The sequence below is a fragment of the Glycomyces sp. NPDC049804 genome (genome assembly GCF_040674615.1).
Taxonomy (GTDB): Bacteria; Actinomycetota; Actinomycetes; order Mycobacteriales; family Micromonosporaceae; genus Glycomyces; species Glycomyces niveus.
Genome location: NZ_JBFAMQ010000032.1, coordinates 1 through 19,052, shown reverse-complemented (window position 1 = coordinate 19,052; position 19,052 = coordinate 1). Strand labels below are relative to the sequence as shown.

17 protein-coding genes and 1 pseudogene are annotated in these 19,052 nt (G+C 72.0%); 6 read left to right on the top strand and 12 right to left on the bottom strand.

The genetic code is table 11. From position 1 onward, the window contains the following. Together AB0K52_RS25275 and AB0K52_RS25270 are read left to right on the top strand one after the other, a co-directional pair. A pseudogene (locus AB0K52_RS25275) lies at positions 1–95 on the top strand (carbohydrate ABC transporter permease); the annotation flags it as partial. Positions 96–225: 130 nt separating this feature from the next. Further along, on the top strand, positions 226–2,601 hold the full coding sequence (locus tag AB0K52_RS25270; protein WP_363537196.1) for a sialidase family protein: 2,376 nt from the start codon (positions 226–228) through the stop codon (positions 2,599–2,601). Between the two features lie 66 nt (positions 2,602–2,667). Here the strand turns inward: AB0K52_RS25270 and AB0K52_RS25265 are convergent, their stop codons facing one another. From AB0K52_RS25265 to AB0K52_RS25255, 3 genes are all read right to left on the bottom strand, one after another. Continuing rightward, positions 2,668–2,841, bottom strand: coding sequence for a hypothetical protein (locus AB0K52_RS25265; RefSeq protein ID WP_363537194.1), 174 nt, complete (start codon positions 2,839–2,841; stop codon positions 2,668–2,670). A gap of 200 nt (positions 2,842–3,041) precedes the next feature. Further along, complete coding sequence (locus tag AB0K52_RS25260; protein ID WP_363537191.1) at positions 3,042–3,797, bottom strand: SDR family oxidoreductase; 756 nt, start codon at positions 3,795–3,797, stop codon at positions 3,042–3,044. Further along, positions 3,794–4,822: an alcohol dehydrogenase catalytic domain-containing protein gene (locus AB0K52_RS25255; RefSeq protein ID WP_363537188.1), complete on the bottom strand. Its 1,029-nt coding sequence runs from the start codon at positions 4,820–4,822 to the stop codon at positions 3,794–3,796. The genes AB0K52_RS25260 and AB0K52_RS25255 overlap by 4 nt, the downstream gene beginning before the upstream one ends. 109 nt (positions 4,823–4,931) lie before the next feature. On the opposite strand from AB0K52_RS25255, the gene AB0K52_RS25250 reads away from it, so the two are divergent. The 3 genes from AB0K52_RS25250 (at position 4,932) to AB0K52_RS25240 (ending at position 7,818) form a co-directional block, all read left to right on the top strand. Continuing rightward, the gene (locus AB0K52_RS25250) at positions 4,932–5,942 is read left to right on the top strand and encodes a LacI family DNA-binding transcriptional regulator (protein ID WP_363537186.1); all 1,011 of its coding nucleotides are present in this window, start codon (positions 4,932–4,934) and stop codon (positions 5,940–5,942) included. 130 nt (positions 5,943–6,072) lie between these two features. After that, a complete protein-coding gene (locus tag AB0K52_RS25245) occupies positions 6,073–7,383 on the top strand; it encodes an L-fuconate dehydratase (RefSeq protein WP_363537183.1) in 1,311 nt (436 codons plus the stop codon). A 9-nt stretch (positions 7,384–7,392) separates the two neighbouring features. Continuing rightward, complete coding sequence (locus tag AB0K52_RS25240; RefSeq protein WP_363537180.1) at positions 7,393–7,818, top strand: RbsD/FucU family protein; 426 nt, start codon at positions 7,393–7,395, stop codon at positions 7,816–7,818. Positions 7,819–7,925: 107 nt separating this feature from the next. Here the strand turns inward: AB0K52_RS25240 and AB0K52_RS25235 are convergent, their stop codons facing one another. After that, the gene (locus AB0K52_RS25235) at positions 7,926–9,698 is read right to left on the bottom strand and encodes a hypothetical protein (protein WP_363537177.1); all 1,773 of its coding nucleotides are present in this window, start codon (positions 9,696–9,698) and stop codon (positions 7,926–7,928) included. Between the two features lie 186 nt (positions 9,699–9,884). Between AB0K52_RS25235 and AB0K52_RS25230 the strand changes: the two genes are divergently transcribed. Next, complete coding sequence (locus AB0K52_RS25230; protein WP_363537174.1) at positions 9,885–10,571, top strand: EF-hand domain-containing protein; 687 nt, start codon at positions 9,885–9,887, stop codon at positions 10,569–10,571. Positions 10,572–10,619: 48 nt separating this feature from the next. On the opposite strand, the gene AB0K52_RS25225 is transcribed toward AB0K52_RS25230, so the two are convergent. The 8 genes from AB0K52_RS25225 to AB0K52_RS25190 all read right to left on the bottom strand — a co-directional run bounded on the left by AB0K52_RS25225 (position 10,620) and on the right by AB0K52_RS25190 (position 18,829). Then, complete coding sequence (locus AB0K52_RS25225) at positions 10,620–10,805, bottom strand: hypothetical protein (protein WP_363537171.1); 186 nt, start codon at positions 10,803–10,805, stop codon at positions 10,620–10,622. 132 nt (positions 10,806–10,937) lie between these two features. Beyond that, positions 10,938–12,026, bottom strand: a complete 1,089-nt coding sequence (locus AB0K52_RS25220) for a hypothetical protein (protein WP_363537168.1) — start codon at positions 12,024–12,026, stop codon at positions 10,938–10,940. Next, positions 12,016–13,227: a glycosyltransferase gene (locus AB0K52_RS25215; protein ID WP_363537165.1), complete on the bottom strand. Its 1,212-nt coding sequence runs from the start codon at positions 13,225–13,227 to the stop codon at positions 12,016–12,018. Before AB0K52_RS25215 ends, AB0K52_RS25220 begins: the two co-directional genes overlap by 11 nt. Next, a complete protein-coding gene (locus AB0K52_RS25210) occupies positions 13,224–14,441 on the bottom strand; it encodes an MFS transporter (protein ID WP_363537162.1) in 1,218 nt (405 codons plus the stop codon). The genes AB0K52_RS25215 and AB0K52_RS25210 overlap by 4 nt, the downstream gene beginning before the upstream one ends. A 4-nt stretch (positions 14,442–14,445) precedes the next feature. Then, positions 14,446–15,069: a flavodoxin family protein gene (locus AB0K52_RS25205; RefSeq protein WP_363537160.1), complete on the bottom strand. Its 624-nt coding sequence runs from the start codon at positions 15,067–15,069 to the stop codon at positions 14,446–14,448. Next, positions 15,066–15,662 (bottom strand): aminodeoxychorismate/anthranilate synthase component II, encoded by a 597-nt coding sequence (locus tag AB0K52_RS25200; protein ID WP_363537157.1) that lies wholly within the window; start codon positions 15,660–15,662, stop codon positions 15,066–15,068. Before AB0K52_RS25200 ends, AB0K52_RS25205 begins: the two co-directional genes overlap by 4 nt. Then, complete coding sequence (locus AB0K52_RS25195) at positions 15,659–17,200, bottom strand: anthranilate synthase component I family protein (RefSeq protein ID WP_363537154.1); 1,542 nt, start codon at positions 17,198–17,200, stop codon at positions 15,659–15,661. The genes AB0K52_RS25200 and AB0K52_RS25195 overlap by 4 nt, the downstream gene beginning before the upstream one ends. Before the next feature lie 762 nt (positions 17,201–17,962). Beyond that, entirely contained in the window at positions 17,963–18,829 is an 867-nt protein-coding gene (locus AB0K52_RS25190) for a deoxyribonuclease IV (RefSeq protein WP_363537151.1), read from the bottom strand. Between the last annotated feature and the right edge of the window lie 223 nt (positions 18,830–19,052).

The following is a 19,052-nucleotide window of genomic DNA, read 5'->3' as shown; positions in this document are numbered from 1 at the left end:
TCGTCGTCTGCACCATCATCCCGATCGTGATCATGTACCCCTTCATCCAAAAACACTTCACCAAAGCCGTCATCACCGGCGCCGTGAAGGGATAAAGCCCGCGGACTGTGAGGGTTCCGCAAGGGGAAGGGCGTCCGGATCTGTGCCGGGCCCGGACGCCCGTTAACCCCTTGTCCCCCAACGCGACACACTGAACTCCCTCAATCAACGCAAAAGGAGAAACACGTGCGACGACGCACATTCGCCGCCACCGCAGGCGCGGCCGTGGTCGGGGCCGGCGCCCTGTCCGTCCCCCTCCTCGCCGGAGCGGAAGAACGCAACCAGCAGGGCGGCGGCAACGCCTACACCTGGAAGAACGTCGCCATCAACGGCGGCGGGTTCGTCCCCGGCATCGTCTTCAACGAGACCGAGGCCGACCTCATCTACGCCCGCACCGACATCGGCGGCTGCTACCGCTGGCAGGAGGACTCCCGGACCTGGAAGCCGCTCCTCGACTGGGTGGGGCGCGACAAGTGGGGCTACTCGGGCGTCGTCTCGATGGCGACCGACCCCGTGGACACGAACCGCGTCTACGCCGCCGTCGGCACTTACACGATCGACTGGGACCCCAACAACGGCGCGATCCTCTACTCCGACGACAAGGGCGAGTCCTGGGGCATCGCGGAACTGCCGTTCAAGCAGGGCGGCAACATGCCCGGCCGCGGCATGGGCGAACGCCTCGTCGTGAACCCGGCCGACAACGCCGAGCTGTACCTGGGCACCCCCAGCGGCAACGGGCTGTGGCGCTCGAAGGACTACGGCCGCACCTGGGCCAAGGTCGAGGAGTTCCCCAACCCCGGCAACTTCGTCATCGACCCCAACAACCCCACCCAGGCCGACAACCAGGGCGTCATCTGGATCGACTTCGACCAGATCGGCGGCAAGATCTATGTGGGCGTGGCCGACCCGGCCGACCCGCTCTACGTCTCCGAAGACGCGGGCGCGACCTGGACCGCAGTCCCCGGCGCGGCCGAGATCCTCGGCTCCGCCGGCGGCAACCGCACCTTCCCCCAGCAGTCTGCTGTGGACAATACCAACGGCTACCTGTACATGGTCACCGGCCACGACCCGGGCCCGTACAACGGCGCTCCCGCGTCCGGCAACGGCGGCAAGATCGTGCGCCTCGCGACCCAGACCGGCGAGTGGACCGACGTCACGCCCGCCTACAACCCCCGCGGGGTGATCCCCGGCTTCGGCGGGATCACCGTCGACCGCCAGAACCCCGGCACTCTCATGGCGGCCACCCGCAACAACTGGTGGCCCGACGAGATCCTGTACCGCTCCACCGACTCCGGCGCCACCTGGTCGCACAGCTGGGACTACGCCGAAGGCCAGGACCGCCACGACCGGTTCGACATGGACAACTCCGGCAGCCCGTGGCTGTCGTGGAACGGCGAGGACCAGGGTCCCGCATACGCGGTCAAGCACGGCTGGATGATCGACGCCCTCGCGATCGACCCGCACGACTCGGGCCGCATCATGTGGGGCACCGGTGCGACCATCTGGGGCACCGAGGAACTGACCAAGTGGGACTCGCAGGGCGATCTCATCGGTGAGGAGAACGGCCAGCGCGTCCCGCTCCCGGTCGAGAAGTTCACCGTCGGCGTCCGCGCCGAAGGCGTGGAGGAGTGCGCCACCCTCGACCTCGCCGCGATCGGCGGGACGCTCGTCTCAGCCATCGGCGACGTCGGCGGCTTCGTCCACACCGACCTCGGCCGGGCCGAGCCGATGATCGACACGGGCTGGTCCACCGGCACGAGCGTCGACTTCGCGCAGGCGAAGCCGGACATCGTGGTCGGCACCGGCAACGTGCACGGCAACGAGAAGGGCCACGTCGGCGTCTCCACCGACCGCGGCAAGACCTGGAAGAACGCCGCGCGCGTCGAAGGCGTCCCCGGCGACGGGAACGGCGGCACCGTCGCGGTCACCGCCGACGGGTCGGCGATCCTGTGGACGCCGGGCGGCAACCAGGTCGCGCCGGTGTACAGCAACGACCTCGGCGAGACGTGGCTCCCGGTCGAGGGGCTTCCGGTGGGGGCGAAGATCCGCTCCGACCGGGTCAAGGCCTCGGTCCTGTACGCGTTCTCGGGCGGCACGTTCTATCGCAGCACCGACGGCGGCAAGACCTTCGCCGACACGGGCGCGACCGGCCTGCCGACCGCGGGGGTCGACGACTTCCGGGCCGTCCCCGGCAAGAAGAACCATGTCTGGCTCGCCGGGCGCGGGGACGACAAGGAAGGCATCCCCGGCGGCATGTGGCGGTCCAAGGACGGCGGCACCACGTGGAAGCAGATCACCGTGTTCGAGACGGCCGACTCGGTCGGTTTCGGCAAGGCGGCCAAGCGGTCCGGTTACCCGGCGATCTTCACGTCGGCGCTGAAGGGCGGCACGGCCGCGATCTACCGCTCGACCGACGGCGGCAACCGCTGGCACCGGATCAACGACGACGAGCACCAGTGGGCGTACTCGGGGTCGGCGATCACCGGCGACCCGCAGATCTACGGCCGCGTCTACCTGACGACGAACGGCCGCGGCATCATCTACGGCGACATCGTCGGCTAGCGGCGGCTTCGGCCCAAGCGCGCGGGCAGGACCGCTGAGCGAGCGGTCCTGCCCGCTTCGTTCGTCCTAGGCCGCGAACTGGGACTGCGACGGGGCCGACCGGCGGTGGACGTTCTCGTCCAACGGCGCGCGCTCGGTGGCCTCCGAGTCCACGCGATAGTGCCTGGTCTGCGGTACCGCGAACGGCACGGCCGCCGTCCTGTGGGCCTGCCACTGCGGGTCGAACCGGCGGTGGAGCATGAACGGCGACGGGACGATCCTGTCGGCCCGGTCGGGACTGCGCCTCGACGTTTCGGGCTGTGGGGCACGGCCACGGCCACGGCACCAAGGTGCACCGGTGATCGTGCACCGGCGGCGCGAACCAGCAGTGGCCGCTGCGTTAGGAACATATAGAAGCCGCCCCGCGCACTGCGCGGGGCGGCTTCGCCGTGTACGAGCGGCTAGCGGCCGAGCCAGCCGCCGTCGACGGGGATGACCGCGCCTGAGACGTAGTCGGAGGCGGGACTGGCGAGGAACACCGTGGCCCCGGCGAGGTCGCCGGGCCGACCCCAGCGGCCGGCGGGGATGCGCTCGAGGATCGCCTTCGAGCGGTCCGGGTCGTCTTGCAGCGCTTGGGTGTTGTCGGTGGCGATGTAGCCGGGGGCGATCGCGTTGACGGTGACGCCGCGGCCGGACCACTCGTTGGCCAGCGCGCGCGTGAGCCCGGCGATGCCGTGCTTGGCGGCGGCGTAGCCGGGAACGTTGATGCCGCCCTGGAAGCTCAGGAGCGAGGCGGTGAAGACGATCTTGCCGCCGCCGCGTTCGAGCATCGACCGGCCGACGGCGCGGGTGAGCGCGAACTGGCTGGTGAGGTTGACCTGGAGCACTTCGTCCCAGTACGCGTCCGAGTGCTCGGCGGCGGGGGCGCGGCGGATGGTGCCGGCGTTGTTGACGAGGATGTCGACGCCCTTGCCCGCCAGGGTGTCGGCGAGGTCGGCGACGGCTGCGGGGTCGTTGAAGTCGGCCGGGATCGCCTCGAAGCGGCGGCCGAGGGCGGTGACGCGCTCGCCGATGGCGGAGCCCTCGGTCTCGATGGTGGCGCTGACGCCGATGACGTCGGCCCCGGCGGCGGCGAGGGCTTCGGCCATGGCGAAGCCGATGCCGCGCTTGGCGCCGGTGACGACGGCGAGGCGGCCGGTCAGGTCGAAGGGGTTCATGCGGTCTCCTGGCCGGCTTGGACGTCGATGAGGATCTTCATGGCGTCGCCGCCGGTGAGGTCGTCGAAGGCCGACTGGACGTCGTGCAGGGGCACGGTCTTGGTGATGAGGGCGTCGGCGGGGATCGCGCCGGTGGCGAGGAGCGCCACGGCGGTGTCGAAGTCGTCGCGCTGGTAGACGCGGGCGCCGAGGAGGCGCAGTTCGCGCCAGAAGACGCGCTGGAGGTTGATCGGGCGGGGTTCGGGGTGGATGGCGACGACGACGAGGGTGCCGCGGACCTTGGCGTAGTCGACCGCGCCGAGGACGGCCGCGGCGGCGCCGGAGACTTCGAAGACCACGTCGGCGCCAGCGCCGCCGGTCCACTCCTCGACCCAGGCGACGGTGTCGTCGCGGGGGTCGAGAACGGTGTAGCCGAGGTCGGCGATGGCCTTGCGGCGCTTGGGGTCGAGTTCGATGACGACGACTTCGCCGCCGAAGGAGCGGGCGACGGCGGCGATGAGGACGCCGATGGGGCCGCCGCCGATGACGACGGCCTTCTGGCCCTTTTCGAGTTCGGCGCGGCGCACGTCGTGGACGGCGACGGCGGTGGGCTCGACGAGAGCGGCGTGCTGGAGCGAGAGGCTGGCGGGCAGGGGCACGAGGAGGTTCGCGTCGACGTTCCAGCGGCCTTGGAGCGCGCCGGGCGAGTCGATGCCGACGAAGTCGAGGTTCTGGCAGATGTGGCTGTTCCCGGCGCGGCAGGCGGGGCAGGTGCCGTCCCAGGCGAGGGGCATGACGGTGACGGGGTCGCCGACGCTCCATCCGTCGACGCCGTCGCCGAGGGCGGCGATGGTGCCGCTCATCTCGTGGCCGATGACGGCGGGGGTGGTGACCCGGGCGTCCATGTGGCCGTTGAGGATGTGGAGGTCGGTGCCGCAGATGCCGTTGTAGGCGACGGCGATCTGGACCTGGCCGGGGCCCGGCGGCGCCTGCTCGGCGGCCTCTACGGCCATGGTCCGGTTTCCGGCGTAATGTGCGGCGAGCACGGGCGCCTCCCTCGATTGTCGGACGATCGGTCGCGGATGAGGATTCCACACATCGACGCGAAGCGCAATCGTTTGATCATCGCTTTTTGCGGTAGGCGATACTTGGCGGATGGCGAAGCTCAGTGATGTGGCGGCCCGCGCGGGCGTCTCGGTGTCGGCGGTCTCGAGGGTGCTCTCCGGCGACCCGTCGGCGCGGCTCAGCGCGGCGACCCGCGAGCGGGTCCGCCAGGCCGCGGCCGAGGTCGGGTACCACCCGAACTTCGCCGGCCGGGCGCTGAAGCTCGCGCGCACCGATGTCATCGCGCTCATCGTCCCCGATGTGACGAACTCGCTGTTCGCCGAGCTCACCCGCGGGGTTGAGGACGAGGCGGTGGCGCAGGGCTGCGTCATGCTGCTGGCCCGCACCGAGGACATGCACCCGGGCGGGCGCATGTTCGACCGGCTCGTGGGCGAGGGCCGGGTCGACGGCATCGTGCTCCAGCCGCGCGACGGCGCCGACCCCGAGGAGCTGGCGCAGTCGGTCGGCGAGCGGGCCCCGCTCGTCACGATCCACCAGAAGATCCCCGGCGCGAGTTCCGTCGTGGTGCCGGACGCGCTCGCGGCGCGCCGGGCCACCGAGCACCTGCTCGCCTTGGGGCACCGGCGCATCGGCTTCGCCGGGGGCCTCGCCGCGTCGCCGACCGCGCAGCGGCGCGCCGACGGGTTCCTCAAGGCGCTCTTGGAGGCCGGCCTGCCCGGTGAGCCCGGACTCGTCACCTGGCGCGGGTACCGGGAGGCGGACGGCCGGGCCTCGGCCGCCGAACTGCTGGCCCTGCCCGAGCCGCCCACGGCGATCGTGGCCGCGAACGTCAACGCCGCGGTGGGCGTGCTCGCGCAGGCGCGGGCGCAGGGCGTCGCGGTGCCCGGGGAGCTCTCCGTGGTCGCGGTCCACGACGCGTGGACGGCCGAGCACACCTGGCCGCCGCTCACCTGCGTCCGGATGCCGCTGTACGAGCTCGGCCGGACCGCGGCGACCGCGCTAGCCGAGGTCATCGCGGGCGGTCCGGTCACCCATCGGAGCGTCGAGGAGCCCGCGCCGGTCCTCGTCCCGCGCGCCTCCACGGCCCCGCCGCGGGACTGACCGGAGCGGACCCATTGCGCGGAGCGCTCGCGAACGCTATCGTCTGCATTTGATCAATCGTTTGCGCAAGGTGCCGCACCCCTTGCGCCCGACCCGCGCAGACCGAGCCTCCCTCCGCATAGGAACCCGCATGACCATCATCGACGCCGTCGAGACCCACGACGTCCGCTTCCCCACCTCGCTGACCATGGACGGCTCGGACGCGATGAACAAGGACGGCGACTACTCCGCCGCCTACGTCATCCTCCGCACCGACGACCCCGCGCTCTCCGGCCACGGGTTCACCTTCACCATCGGCCGCGGCAACGACATCGTCACCTCCGCCGCGCTCCAGCACGCCGTCAAGCTCATCGGGCGCGACGTCGCGACGATCGCCGCCGACCCCGGCGCGCTCTACCGCGAACTCCAGTCCGACTCGCAGCTGCGCTGGCTCGGCCCCGAGAAGGGCGTCGTCCACATCGCGTTCGCGGCGGTGATGAACGCCGTCTGGGACCTCATCGCGCGCGCCGCGGGCAAGCCGCTGTGGCGCCTGCTCGCGGACATGACCCCCGAGCAGCTGGTCGACGCCGCCGACCTCCGCTACCTCTCCGACGCCCTGACCCGCGACGAGGCCCTGGAGATCCTGCGGGCGCAGGAGCCCACCCGGGCCGCCCGGATCGCCGAACTCGAGGCCCGCGGCGGCTACCCGTGCTACACGACCAGCGCGGGCTGGCTCGGCTACAGCGACGACAAGCTGCGCCGCCTGCTCCAGGAGGCCGTGGACCAGGGCTACCGCCACGTCAAGCTCAAAGTGGGCGCCGACCTCGAGGAGGACCGCCGCCGCCTCGCGATCGCCCGCGAGGTCATCGGCTGGGACGCCAAACTCATGATCGACGCCAACCAAGTCTGGGACGTGCCCCAGGCCATCGACTGGGTCAAGGCCCTCGCCGAGTTCGAGCCGCACTGGATCGAGGAGCCCACCAGCCCCGACGACGTGCTCGGCCACGCCGCCGTCCGCCGCGCGGTCGCCCCGATCGGCGTCGCCACCGGCGAGCACGGCATGAACCGGGTCCTGTTCAAGCAGATGCTCCAGGCCGAGGCGCTCGACTACCTCCAGCTCGACTCCGCCCGGCTCGCCGGCGTCAACGAGATCATCGCCGTCTACCTGCTGGCCGCCAAGTTCGGCGTCCCGGTGTGCCCGCACGCGGGCGGCGTGGGGCTGTGCGAACTGGTGCAGCACCTGTCCGTCTTCGACTTCGTGGCCGTCTCGGGCACGCTGGAGGACAGGGTGACCGAGTACGTGGACCACCTCCACGAGCACTTCACCGACCCGTGCCTGGTCGAGGACGGCAACTACCTGCTCCCGGCCCGGCCCGGCTACTCCGCCGAGATGCACGCGGCCTCCATCGAGGCGTACTCCTACCCCGACGGCGACTACTGGAAGCACCGCGCCGCGGCCTGAAAGGACCCCATGCTCACGTACGGCCTCATCCACCCGCCGCTCCTCGCCGCGCTCGCCGCGGCCGGGCACGGCTCCCGCATCCTCATCGCCGACGGGCACTACCCGTGCTCCACGCACGCCAACCCGGCGGCCGCGCAGATCCACCTGAACCTCCGCCCGGGCCTGCTCGACGGCGACCAGGTCCTCGACGCGCTGCTCGACGCCGTCCCGATCGAGCACGCGGTCGTGATGGACTCGGACGGCGCGCCCGTGCCCGCCCACGACGGCTACCGGGCCGCGCTCGGCCCGCACGTCCCGGTCGAGGCGGTCGAGCGGTTCGCGTTCTACGACCTCGCGAAGACCCCGGACACCGCCGTCGTCATCGCCACCGGCGACCAGCGCCAGTACTCGAACCTGCTGCTCACCATCGGCGTCGCGGGCGTGACCCCGCGGTAAGGCCTTACTGGACGCGGTGCCGCCCCTCGTGGAGGCGGCACCGCTGCTTTTCAGAGGCGCAGTCTGGTTTTCAGAGGCGCAGTCTGAAGGTGGGCGGATTCGGGGGCTCAGTCCATCAGGTCGGCGAACATGTTCCGGAAGTCCTCGTCGGTGTACTCCGAGGCCATCGTCAGACTCGTGTCCGAGGAGGAGATGTAGATGGTGCTGTACGAGCCGTCGAGCCGGTCCGGGCACGCCCGTCCGATCTCGCGGGCGTAGTCCGCGACGACCTCGCCCGTTCGCAGCGAGTACGCCTTGATCGTGAAGCGGTGGGCGAAGAACGTGGCCCAGCGGGTCGCCCCCGTGGTGGTGCTCCGGTACATGCACGAGTCCTGGTACTCGCCGAGCTCGGCGTCCACGCACACGACCAGCGCCGTCTCGTCCGCGGTCTCGGCGATCCACGATTCGGGGAAGCCGCGGTCGTCCGAGCCCCAGCCGCCGAGGAGCCGCATCGGGTGCGGTCCGGGACCGTCGGCCGCCGGAGCGCCCTGGTACGCGACGGGGTTGGTGCAGTAGCCGCCGGAGGCGAGAACGCCTTCGGCCGCTTCGACGGCGAGCTCGTGGTCGGGGTAGGCGGTGAGGAATTCGCGGTAGAGGATGCCCGCGCTGACCGGGTCGGAGCCGTCGCGTTCCTGGGCGCAGCCGAGGAGCCGTCCCGGCACCTGGTCGGCGGCGTCCGCGATCGGCTCGGCGAGTTCCGCCGCGCCCCATTCGCGTGAGGCGAGCCAGTCGTCCACGGTGTACCCCGTGCACGGCGAGGCGGCCTCGGCGAGGTCGGCCATGAACCCCTCCACCGTGGCGCGCACGGCGTCCGACTGGTCGGGGTGCGCTTCGAGGGTGTCGGCGAGCTGCGCGAATCCCTCCTCCACATTGTGCAGACTTGGGTCGCCGTCGCGGATCGCCGCCTGCAGCAGGAACTCGCCGCGCTTGACGCCCGCGCCGCCCCAGAGCGCGCCGGGGTGGTCGAGGTAGGTCCCGATGGTGCCGGCGGCGGCCGCGGGCGACTCCTCGCCTTCGGCGAGCGCGGCGAGGAGCAGGGCACAGGCGTCGCCCTCCTCCTCGCCGCGCTCCACGATCGGCCCGAACGCGACCCGGTGGACCGCGTCGAGGGTGCCGAGCGCCGCTTCGGCCTCGACGCAGTCGCCCCGGGCGTGCGCGGTCTCGGCGTCGTGGACGATCCACCACGCGTCGAGGCGGAACCAGCCCACGGTGAGCAGGACGAGCGCGGCGGCCGTCAGCGCCCACACCCGCAGCCGCCGCGCCGGATCGGGCTCGAGGAGGTCCACCAGCGGCTCGGGCCGCGCGCGGCGGGTGAGCCACCACGCGTGGAGGATCATCACCAGGCCCCAGGCGGGCAGCAGGTACCGCCACAGCGGGTTCTCAGTCTGGACCGCGGCCGACCACACCAGGAACCCCGTGCCGCACAGGGCCAGCGCCGCGAGGATCGGGCGGCGCATGAGCATGTAGCCGAGGCCGAGCATGGTCGCGTTCCCCGCGACGGCCGCCACCGGATCGGTCGCGCGGACCGGCCGCGCGGGACGCCGGGGCGCGGGCGGCGGCGGTGGGAAGGCGGCCGGCACGGGCGCGCTCGGCGGCACGAAGGCGGACGGCCCTGACGGGAGCTCGTTCGGCGGGAACGCGGGCGCTGGGACGCTCTGCTGCGGGAAGACCGGTGCCGGGGCGCCCTGCGGCGGGAAGAGCGGCGTGCTCGGCTGCTGACCGGCGGGCGGCGTCGCGCTCGGAGGGACCGGCGGCGGACCGGGCGGCGCCGGCTCGTCCGGCGGCGGAGCGGGCGGCGCCGGCTCGTCCGGCGGGACGGCAGGTGCGGGTTCGGGGTACATCGGAGCACTCCTCGGGGCGTCGGGACCGTCCCAGTTGACCACCGATCCCTCGGGACCGGTCCCGACGGCGAGACCGGATCAGCGGTTTCGGCGCACCGCCCGCCCAGCCGTGGCACGATCCGGACTGGACAGGAAACCGGACATTCCCGCACGGGAGCCGGCCGCGCACGAGGGAACGGGAGACCCATGAAGCGGAACAGGAAGAAGGCGCTGGCGATCGGGGCCGCGGCGACGGCGGTCGCAGCGGCGGGGGCGGCGGTCGTGGTCGCCGCCAGGATTAGCCGCACGGGGAACGTCGGGCGGGTGCGCCTGAACAAGTTCGACCGCTGGTTCGACACGCTCGACACCGAGGGGAACAACTACATCACCGAGGCGAACCTGGCCGAGGCGGCCGCCCGCGTCCTGGGCGCGCGCGGCGTCCCGGTCGACAGCCCGATGGGCCTCGAACTGCGCGAGGCCACCAGCCGGCTGTGGACGGAGTTCATCGCCCCCAAGGCCGTCGGCGACGAGGGCCGCGTGGGCCGCAGGGAGCTGCGCCGCGCGCTGGCCGAGCATATGCTCACCGACCAGATCGCCGCGGCCGCGAAGCTCGCCTCGATCGCGGACGCGTACTTCGCCATCGCCGACGAGAACGGCGACGGCCTCATCAGCTCCGGCGAGTTCGTGCAGCTCCTGCGGAACTGGAACGGCGTGGACTACCAGGAGAGCCACCGCGTGTTCGAGCACCTGGACACCGACCACGACAACCGGATCTCGCCCGACGAGTGGCGCAGCGCGATCTTCGGGTTCTTCCTCGGCAGCGAGCGGAACCATCCGGTGAACGACCTCATGGGCAAGGTCGGCAGCCCGATACTGGCCCCGGCCGACTTCTAAGGGCGGCGCGTCAGTCGATGCTCGGGGCGGCGCCGTTCGGCGCCGCCCTCAGCGGTCCCCGCAGAGCGCTTCGAGCTCGCGGCGCAGCAGCGGTTCCGGCTCCCCGAAGCGAATCGCCCGACGCGCGGCGCGGCGTTCGAACCGCGACACCCCGATGCGCAGCCGTTGGCCTTGAAGCGAGGCGAAGCAGTTCCGGTAGGCGCGGTCGGCATCGGCCGGTGCCTGCTGCGACACCGCCGCCGGTACCTCGCTCAGGAGCGTTCAGGAATGCGCTTGGCGTCGGTGATCAACGCCTTCGACAGCACGGCCAGGGTCGGCAAGGACAGCCCCTGGGCGTGTGCGGCTTTGCGGTCCGCGACGGCACGGTCACAGTTCGTACCAATCCGGATGCGGCCGTTCGATGTCGGCGGCGGCGCCGTGCTCGAACGCCGCGGCGGCGAGGCGGCCCGCGCTGCCGCGCAGCGCTTCGACGGCATTCATCGGCAGGTAGCGGCGGAACAGTCCGGGGAACGCGGTCGCGAACGCGGCCTCGGCGAACGGGCCGGGCCGGGTCTCGAGTCGTCCGGGCTGGACCAGGCCGAGCGCGAAGTGGACGGTCCAGTACTCGAAGAGCACCACTTCGTTCACCGCCTGCGTCAGGGGCGCGCCGACTTGGGCGAGGTCGGCGCGGAACCGGTCGGCGAGGTCGGCCTTGCGGAACCCCTCGGGCAGCCGCGTGTCGCCGAAGTCGCCGAGCCAGGCGTAGTCCTGGGGCGTCTCGCCGCAGTAGCACCATTCAGCGTGGACGCGCATCCAGGACGCGTACGGCAGGCGGGTCAGGCCGGTCCCGGCCACGGGTGTCTCGAAATCGGGGTCGGCCCCGGCGGGCGCGGCGCAGACCGACAGGCGCAGGCCTTGAAAACCGTTGCCGGTAAGGCTCAGCCGGTCGTCGTGCTCGAGCAGGTTCGGGACGGTGACCACATTGGATATGCCGTGGCCGCGCAGGAAGGCGACCAGTGCGTGGTCGTCCGCGCCGCCGGTGTCCTCGACGGCCGCGAACGCCAGGGCGGTCTCGCGCGGCAGGACGAGTCCTTGAGACGGGGTGTACATGTCGACCGCGCGCGCCCAGGCCCAGCCGCGGCGGGCCGCGACGCGGGCGAGGGTCGCGCTGCGCGAACCCCACTCGCAGAACAGGCTGATCGCGTCGTCGGGCCGGGCGTCCACGGCGCGGTGCACGAGCGCGGTGAAGCCGTCGCAGGGGACGACGTCGTCCTGGAGCACCAGGTGGTGCGTGGCGTCCTCCCCCACCGCGGCCCAGGCGCGCAGCGCGTTCGCGAGGTTGCCCCGGCCCGGCTCGCCCTCGTCGACGACGATCGCCGGGTTGAGCTCCGGCAGCGACTCGGCGAGCTTGGCGGCGCGGTCCTCGCGGGCCGGGTGGGTCATGATCGCCGTGGACAGGCGGATCTCAGCGGGCATCGACGCCTCCCGTGGCGCGGCGCAGGGCGACGGCGCGCTCCACGGCGTCGAGCATCGCCCCCGCGCCGTCGGCGGCCCGCAGCACGTTCGCGAACCCGGTGTGGGCGGCACGGTCGGCGTGCAGCGCGGCCCGGATCGTCTCCGCGACGGTCTCGACCGGATCGTCCTCGGCCACAACGGCGCCGAGGCCCAGGCCCGCGACGCGGGCGGCGTTGCCGCGCTGCTCGGCCGAGGCCGGCACGAACACCAGCGGTGTCGCGCACAGCAGGCCTTCGATGAGCGAGGAGTGTCCGCCGTGGACGACGGCGGCGGTGCTGCGCGCCATCAGATCGACCGCGTCGTGGCGGAACGCCGCGATGTCGAGGTCCGCGTCGCCCGCGGCGGCGCGCACCTGCTCGGCGAGCGCGTCGCTGCCGGGGCCTTCGACGCCGAGGGTCACCGCGAGGCGCACACCGAGGCCGCTCGCGGCGGCCACGATCCGCAGCAGGTCCTTGTCCCCCGCGCCCGAACCGCCGAGCGTCACGTTCAGGACCGGTTCGCGTTCGGCGTTGACGGGCTGCTCGAGCAGGTCGCGCGGGACGAGCGGGCCGACGTGCCGGATCTCGGCGGTCAGTCCGGCCACGAGCGCGGCGGTCTCGGCCGGGACGTCCGCGAGCGGGTCGAGCAGCGCGAGGTCGGGCACGAGCACCGCGTCGCCGAGTGGCCGGCGGTGCTCCGGGGCGATCCCGACCTGCGCCAAGGTCACCAGGATCTCCGGGAGCACGGCGTGCATGGGGTGCTTGAAGAGCCGCAGGTTGTGGCAGGTGAAGCTCGGCAGGCCGCGCATGGACGCCGCCACCGAGGCGGTGTTGCGCATGTCGCTCACGACCGCGTCCGGCGCGAAGTCCTCGATCGCGCGCAGTTCGTCGCGCAGCGACGCCTCCACGTACTCGGGGCTGGCGAGCCGCGTGCGGGCGAACGCGCGCAGGCTCGCGACGTCGTTCATGCCCCGCCAGGCCGGGGCCGGGCCGATCTCGTCGACGCCGATCCAGTCCAGCCCCGCGTGCTCGACCAGGTGCCGCACCTCCTCGTGCGCGGCGACGGCCACAGTGTGCCCGGCGTCGGCGAACCGCCTTGCGGCCGTTCGCATGCGCGTCACATGCCCGAGGCTGGAGCGGCTGAAGGCGACGAACAGCACCCTCAGTGGACGGAATTCGGTCATTGCGCAACTTTCTCCATGGTGAGCGCGCTCGGGGCGCGCACGGCGACGACGAGGCCCGCGAACGCGAACCCGCCCAGGGCGGCCAGTGCCCATCGTGGACCGGCGAGTTCGGTGAGGGCTCCGCACAGCAGCGTACCGAGCGGCACCGAGCCCCAGACGATCATGCGGCCCACGGCGTTCACGCGCCCCTGGAGCCGCTGCGGGGTCGCTGTCTGCCGCACCGAGATGCCCACGACGAGGAAGCAGGTGTGGACGCTGTTCCAGCACAAGAGGAGTGCGGCGGCGGCCCACCAGGACGGCGCGGCCGCGTAGGCCAGCAGCAGGACCAGGTCGAGCCCGGTCATCCAGCGCGCGGCGGGGATCGGCGGCACGTGCTTGAAGCGGCGGGCCGCGATCGCCCCGATGAGCGCGCCGACGCCGGAGGCGGCCACGATCCACGCCACCCGGTAGTCGTCGCTCGGCAGGCCGAGCGCCCGCGAGGCGAACACGACGAGCATCCCGTAGACGGCTCCGGCGCTCACGCCGACGCCCACGTTGACCGCGGTGTAGGCCCGCAGGAGCGGATGGGCCGCAAGATACTTGAGCCCGGCCCAGACCGCGCCGCGCTCGGGCCGGGACGGACCGTCGCCCCCCGGGGACTGCCGGATCGCGGCGACGAGCACGGCCGAGACAAGGTAGCAGCCCGCGAGGGCCGCGAAGGTGGGGCCGAGCCGGAGCGAGTCGAGCAGGAAGTAGCCGACCGGGGCGGCCACGGCGGTGAGGACCGTGGTGGTCATCCACAGGTAGCTGTTCGCGCGGAAGACCCCGTCGCTCCCGGCCAGCGCGGGGACGAGCGCGGCGCTGGCGACGTCGAACCACACGTACGCGGTCGCGGAGGCGAACCCGATGGCGCACAGCACGAGCGGCCCCGCGCCTACGGTGGCGGCGAGGAGGGGCACGCACAGGAGCACGGCGGCGTTGGCGACCTCCATGGCGGCCATGACCCGCACCGGGGAGGAGCGGTCGACCGCGGCGCCCGCGATGAGTCCGAAGAGGAGGAACGGGAGTACGTTCGCGGCGGAGGCGAGCGCGGTGAGGACCGCCGACCCGCTCTCCTGGTAGACGTAGAGCGGCAGGAGCACCCACGAGGTCGCGTAGGCGACGGTGGAGGCGAACTTGCTGCCGATGAGGAGGCCGAGCCCGCCGGTGCGGGCGGGCGTGTCGGTCACGGTCACCCGGTCAGCTCGTCCTGCCGACGCGCCGCTCGACCTGGGCCGGGCGCGGCAGGCGCGTCCCGGACTCGGCGAGGGCGGTGCCGATGTCGATGATGCGGTCCACAGTGCGGTGCAGGGCGTCCATGCCCTCGGTGTCGGAGAGGACGCCCTGCTCGCCGCCGGAGTGGATGGTCACCGGGAAGCCGCTGCCGACGATGATGAAGCGGTTGAGCAGGAGGTTGTGCAGGAGTTGGGCGTGCACGTCGAGGTGGCCGTAGCGGCGGCCGATGACGACGGCGGCGCCGATCGTGTTCGTCAGGGGCCGTTCGAAGCGCAGGTGCCCGACCCCGGCGCGTTCGACGAAGGTCTGCATGAGCGAGGAGAGGCCGAAGCCGTGCACGGGCGCGGCGAGGAACACGGCGTCGGCGGCGATCATGTCGCCGACGATCTCGGCCACGTCGTCGTCCACCGGGCACGGGTCGGGGCGGGAGTTGCAGCGGCCGCAGTCGCAGCGGATGACGCGCTTCTCGGCGAGGTCCACTTGGTGGGTGTCGCAGCCGCGCGCGTGGGCGCGCTCCACGATGGCCTGGACGGCGAGCCAGGTGGAGCCGCGGGACCGCTCGGAGCCGTTGATCGTCAGGATCCTCATGCCGGCGCTCCGGCGTGCCGGCCGCGGACGGCGGCGGCGAATCCGGCGAAGAGGCCCATGCCGGCTTCGGTGAGGATGGACTCGGGGTGAAACTGGACGCCTTCGATGAGGTGGCGGCGGTGGCGCAGGCCCATCACGTAGCCGTCGTCGGTGGAGCGGGCGGTGACCTCGAGTTCGTCCGGCAGCGTGTCCTCGACGACGATGAGCGAGTGGTACCTGGTGGCGCGCAGGGGTTCCGGGGCATCGGCGAAGACGCCGCGGCCGTCGTGCTCGATGGTGCTGGTCTTGCCGTGCATGAGGTGGCGGGCGGGCCGCACGCTGGCGCCGAAGGCGACCCCGATGGCCTGGTGGCCGAGGCAGACGCCGAGGACGGGCTTGACGCCGGCGAGGGCGCGGACCATCTCGACGTGCCCGGAGTCCTCGGGGGTGCCGGGGCCGGGGCCGAGGAGCACGAAGTCGGCGTCGTGCGCGAGGGCGCCGGCGGGGGCGATGTCGCCGGAGCGGATCACGTCCGTCTCGATGTCGAGGACGCGCAGGTACTGGTAGATGATGTGCGCGAAGCTGTCGTACGCGTCGATGAGCAGGGCCTTCATGGGGTTTCGCCCTCCGTTGCGGGATCGGTGGCCGGGTCGGTCGCGGCGGCGGGGCCGACGACGGCGTGGATCGAGGAGCCGAGCTTCGCGAGGGTCTCGCGCCATTCGCCTTCGGGCGAGGAGTCGGCGACGACCCCGGCGGAGGCCCGGGCCGTGTAGGCGTCGCCGGAGGCGACGATCGTGCGGATGCTCAGAGCGAGGTTGGTGAACCCGCCGAAGCCGATGACGCCGAACGCGCCCGCGTACATGCCGCGGCGGCTCGTCTCGGTGGTCTCGATGATCTCCATGGCCCGCAGCTTCGGCGCGCCGGTCATGGTCCCGGCCGGGAAGGTCGCGCGGATGACGTCGTAGACGTCGAACCCGGCGGCGAGGTCGGCGGTGACCGTGGAGACCAGGTGCAGGACATGGGAGTACGTCTCGACGCTCATGAGGACGTCGACCTCGACGGAGCCGGGGTCGGCGACGCGGCCGAGGTCGTTGCGGCACAGGTCGACGAGCATGATGTGCTCGGCGATCTCCTTCTCGTCGCCGCGCAGCCGCATCGAGCGGGCGGCGTCCTCGGCGGCGGTGGCGCCGCGGCGGGCCGTCCCGGCGATGGGCCGCATGGTGAGCCGGTCGGCTTCGACGCGCACGTGGAGTTCGGGGCTGGCGCTGAGGAGCGTGAGGTCGTCGAAGGGCACGAACCCCATGTACGGCGAGGGGTTGTTGGCGCGCATGCGCAGGTACACGTCGAGGTCGGACCGTTTGCCGCGCATGCGGACCTCGTGGCCGATCTGGACCTGGTAGATGTCGCCGGCGCGGATGCGGTCGAGGGAGCGCTCGACGCGCTCGCCGTAGGCCGCGGGGGTGATGGTGAGCTCGGGTTCGACGTCGCCGAGGGGCGGTTCGGGGACGGCGGCGGGCGCGGGGGCCGGTGCGGCGAGGGCCGCTTCGATCGCGCGGTGCACGGCGTCGGGGTCGGTCTCGTCCCATGCGGGGCAGTGGGCGACGGTGAGCTGGGCGTCGCCGTTCACGAGGTCGATCTCGATGGCGGAGCGGTAGATCCGGAAGACGGCGTCGGGGACGCGGTCGTGGGATTCGATGAGGCGGGGCAGGGTCTCGATGTAGGTCACGGCGTCGTAGCTGAGCAGGGCGACGAACCCGAAGCCGAAGCGGGTGTCGTCGAGGCCGTCGACGTCGAGGCCGCTCTCCAGGTGCCGCAGGGCCTCCCAGAGTCCGGCGCGCTCGTGGAGGCGGAAGAACCGGTCGCCGTCGGGCCGGGCGCCGGCGAAGCCGGCCATGCGCTCGGCAGCCCAGGCGAGCCAGGGTCCGCGGCCGCCGAGTTCGATCACGCCGTCGCGCACGACCACGTCGAGCAGCGGGGCAGCGCCGATCACGGCGCGGGTCTTGTCGGCCGCGGGGCCCGCCAGGGACTCGAAGAGGAAGACCTGCCGCTCGCCTTCGGCGGCGCGGAGTCGGATGAACGACATGAACGGGTCTTCGGCCTGGCACTCGTAGCGCCGCAATTCGATCTTGGTGCGGTCAACGGCTGCGCTCATCGAAGTGGACCTTTCGCCGGGGATCGGCCAAAGGTTAGCACTGGGAGGGGAATTCCATGAGGTAGCGCTCCCATACCATTGGGCCGAACGGGAATAGTCATATCCATTGAGGTTGATGGTGTGAAAGTCATGGCTTTTCGAACGAATCACAGGGTCACGATTGCGGTGGTCAGCGGGGTAGCGATTCCACTGTAGCGCGCTAGATGTGACGATGGACATAGTCCCGTTCACTGGGATGCACCATCCGGAAACGCACGACGCGAAAGCCGGCCTGTGCGAAGTTTCCACTCACAATGGAATCATCGAGCCCAGTAATACCGGGTCATGCACTTGCACCCCAAGGGGACCCTATTTCCGGCCGTGCTTGACATGAGCTCTCGCGCCTCATACGATCGTCACCGTTCCGACACGTCATGTCACCAGACCGCCCTCGACACCCCTTGACCGGACCCGCCGTCAAGCGGTCCGCTCTCCCCGTTCATCACAATAGGAACCAGACCCGTGCCCGAGAAGAAGGTGCTCTTCGTGCTTGTCACCAAGCGGCGCACCACTCGAGTATGCATTTCAGAAGACCGCAACCAATGGCGAATTGCGCGCACTCGCATTGAAGCCACCACCTAGGCATGCCGAACCGCTGTGGATTCCGTATTGCGCTTCGGTGACTCCCGCTTGAGACCGCGAGCCGTCCCGGTCTGATTCTTCCCCCCGGTGCGGATGGAAGGCTGCGCGGTCGCGTCCGAGACCGCGACCGCGCAGCCGCCGTCATTTGCCTGCGGCGATCTCGGCGAGGAGCCCCTTGGCGTGGGCCACGTCGCGGGCCTGGGTGTTGGTCTCGACGATGAGCGGCACACCGGCCAGCGCCGGGCTCGCCGCCACGGCCTTGAGCCCTTCGTCGCCGAGGAGGCCCTCGCCGAGGGCTTCGTGCCGATCCCGGCGGGAGTCCATGTGGTCCTTGCTGTCGTTGAAGTGGATGAGCCCGACCCGGCCGGGCCCGACGGCGGCGTTCAGGGCCTCGAGCGAGGCTTCGAAGCCGTCCCGGTCGGCCAGGTGCTCGCCCGCGGCGTGCATGTGGCAGGTGTCGAGGCACAGGCCGACCTCGGCGATGCCCACGGCGTCCAGGTACTCGGCGGCGCTCGCCAGTGTGGACGCCATCGAGTTGGCGCCGCCCGCCGTAGGCTCGACGAGGAGCCGGACCGCGGGCGAGGCGTCGGCGAGGACCGTGCGGAACACCGGCGCGAGGCGCCGCAAGGCGGCGGTCCGGTCGCCGTCGATGGACGATCCGGCGTGCACGACGACCCCGAGGGCGCCGATCCGCGCGGCGGACTCCATCGCGACCCGGAGGTTCTCGACCGACTTCTCCACGGTCTCGGGCACGGGCGAGGCGAGGTTCACCAGGTAGGCGGCGTGGAGGTACACCGGCCAGCCGCGTTCGGCGCATTGCTCCCGGAAGTCGTCGGCCACCCCCTGGTCGAGTCGGGGCGGGGCCCAGCCGCGCGGCGAGCCGATGAACACCTGCAACGCCTCGACCTCGAACTCGACCGCATTGGCGATCCCGCGCTTGACCAGGCCGCCTCCCACCGGGACGTGCGCGCCGACCTTGTGGTCCACCGCCTTCTTACGCCTGCCCATCCGACATCCCCCCGACGGCTCGACCCTTGCGCCCGCAACCGCCCAGCGTAACGGAAAGCAGGACCACCAGAGCAGCACATCCGCAAGCTCGACCGACACCCTTGCCGCCCCGCCGCCCCGCCGCCCCACCGCCCCACCGCCCCACCGCCCCACCGCCCCACCGCCCCACCGCCCCACCGCCCCACCGCCCCACCGCCCCACCGCCCCACCGCCCCACCGCCCC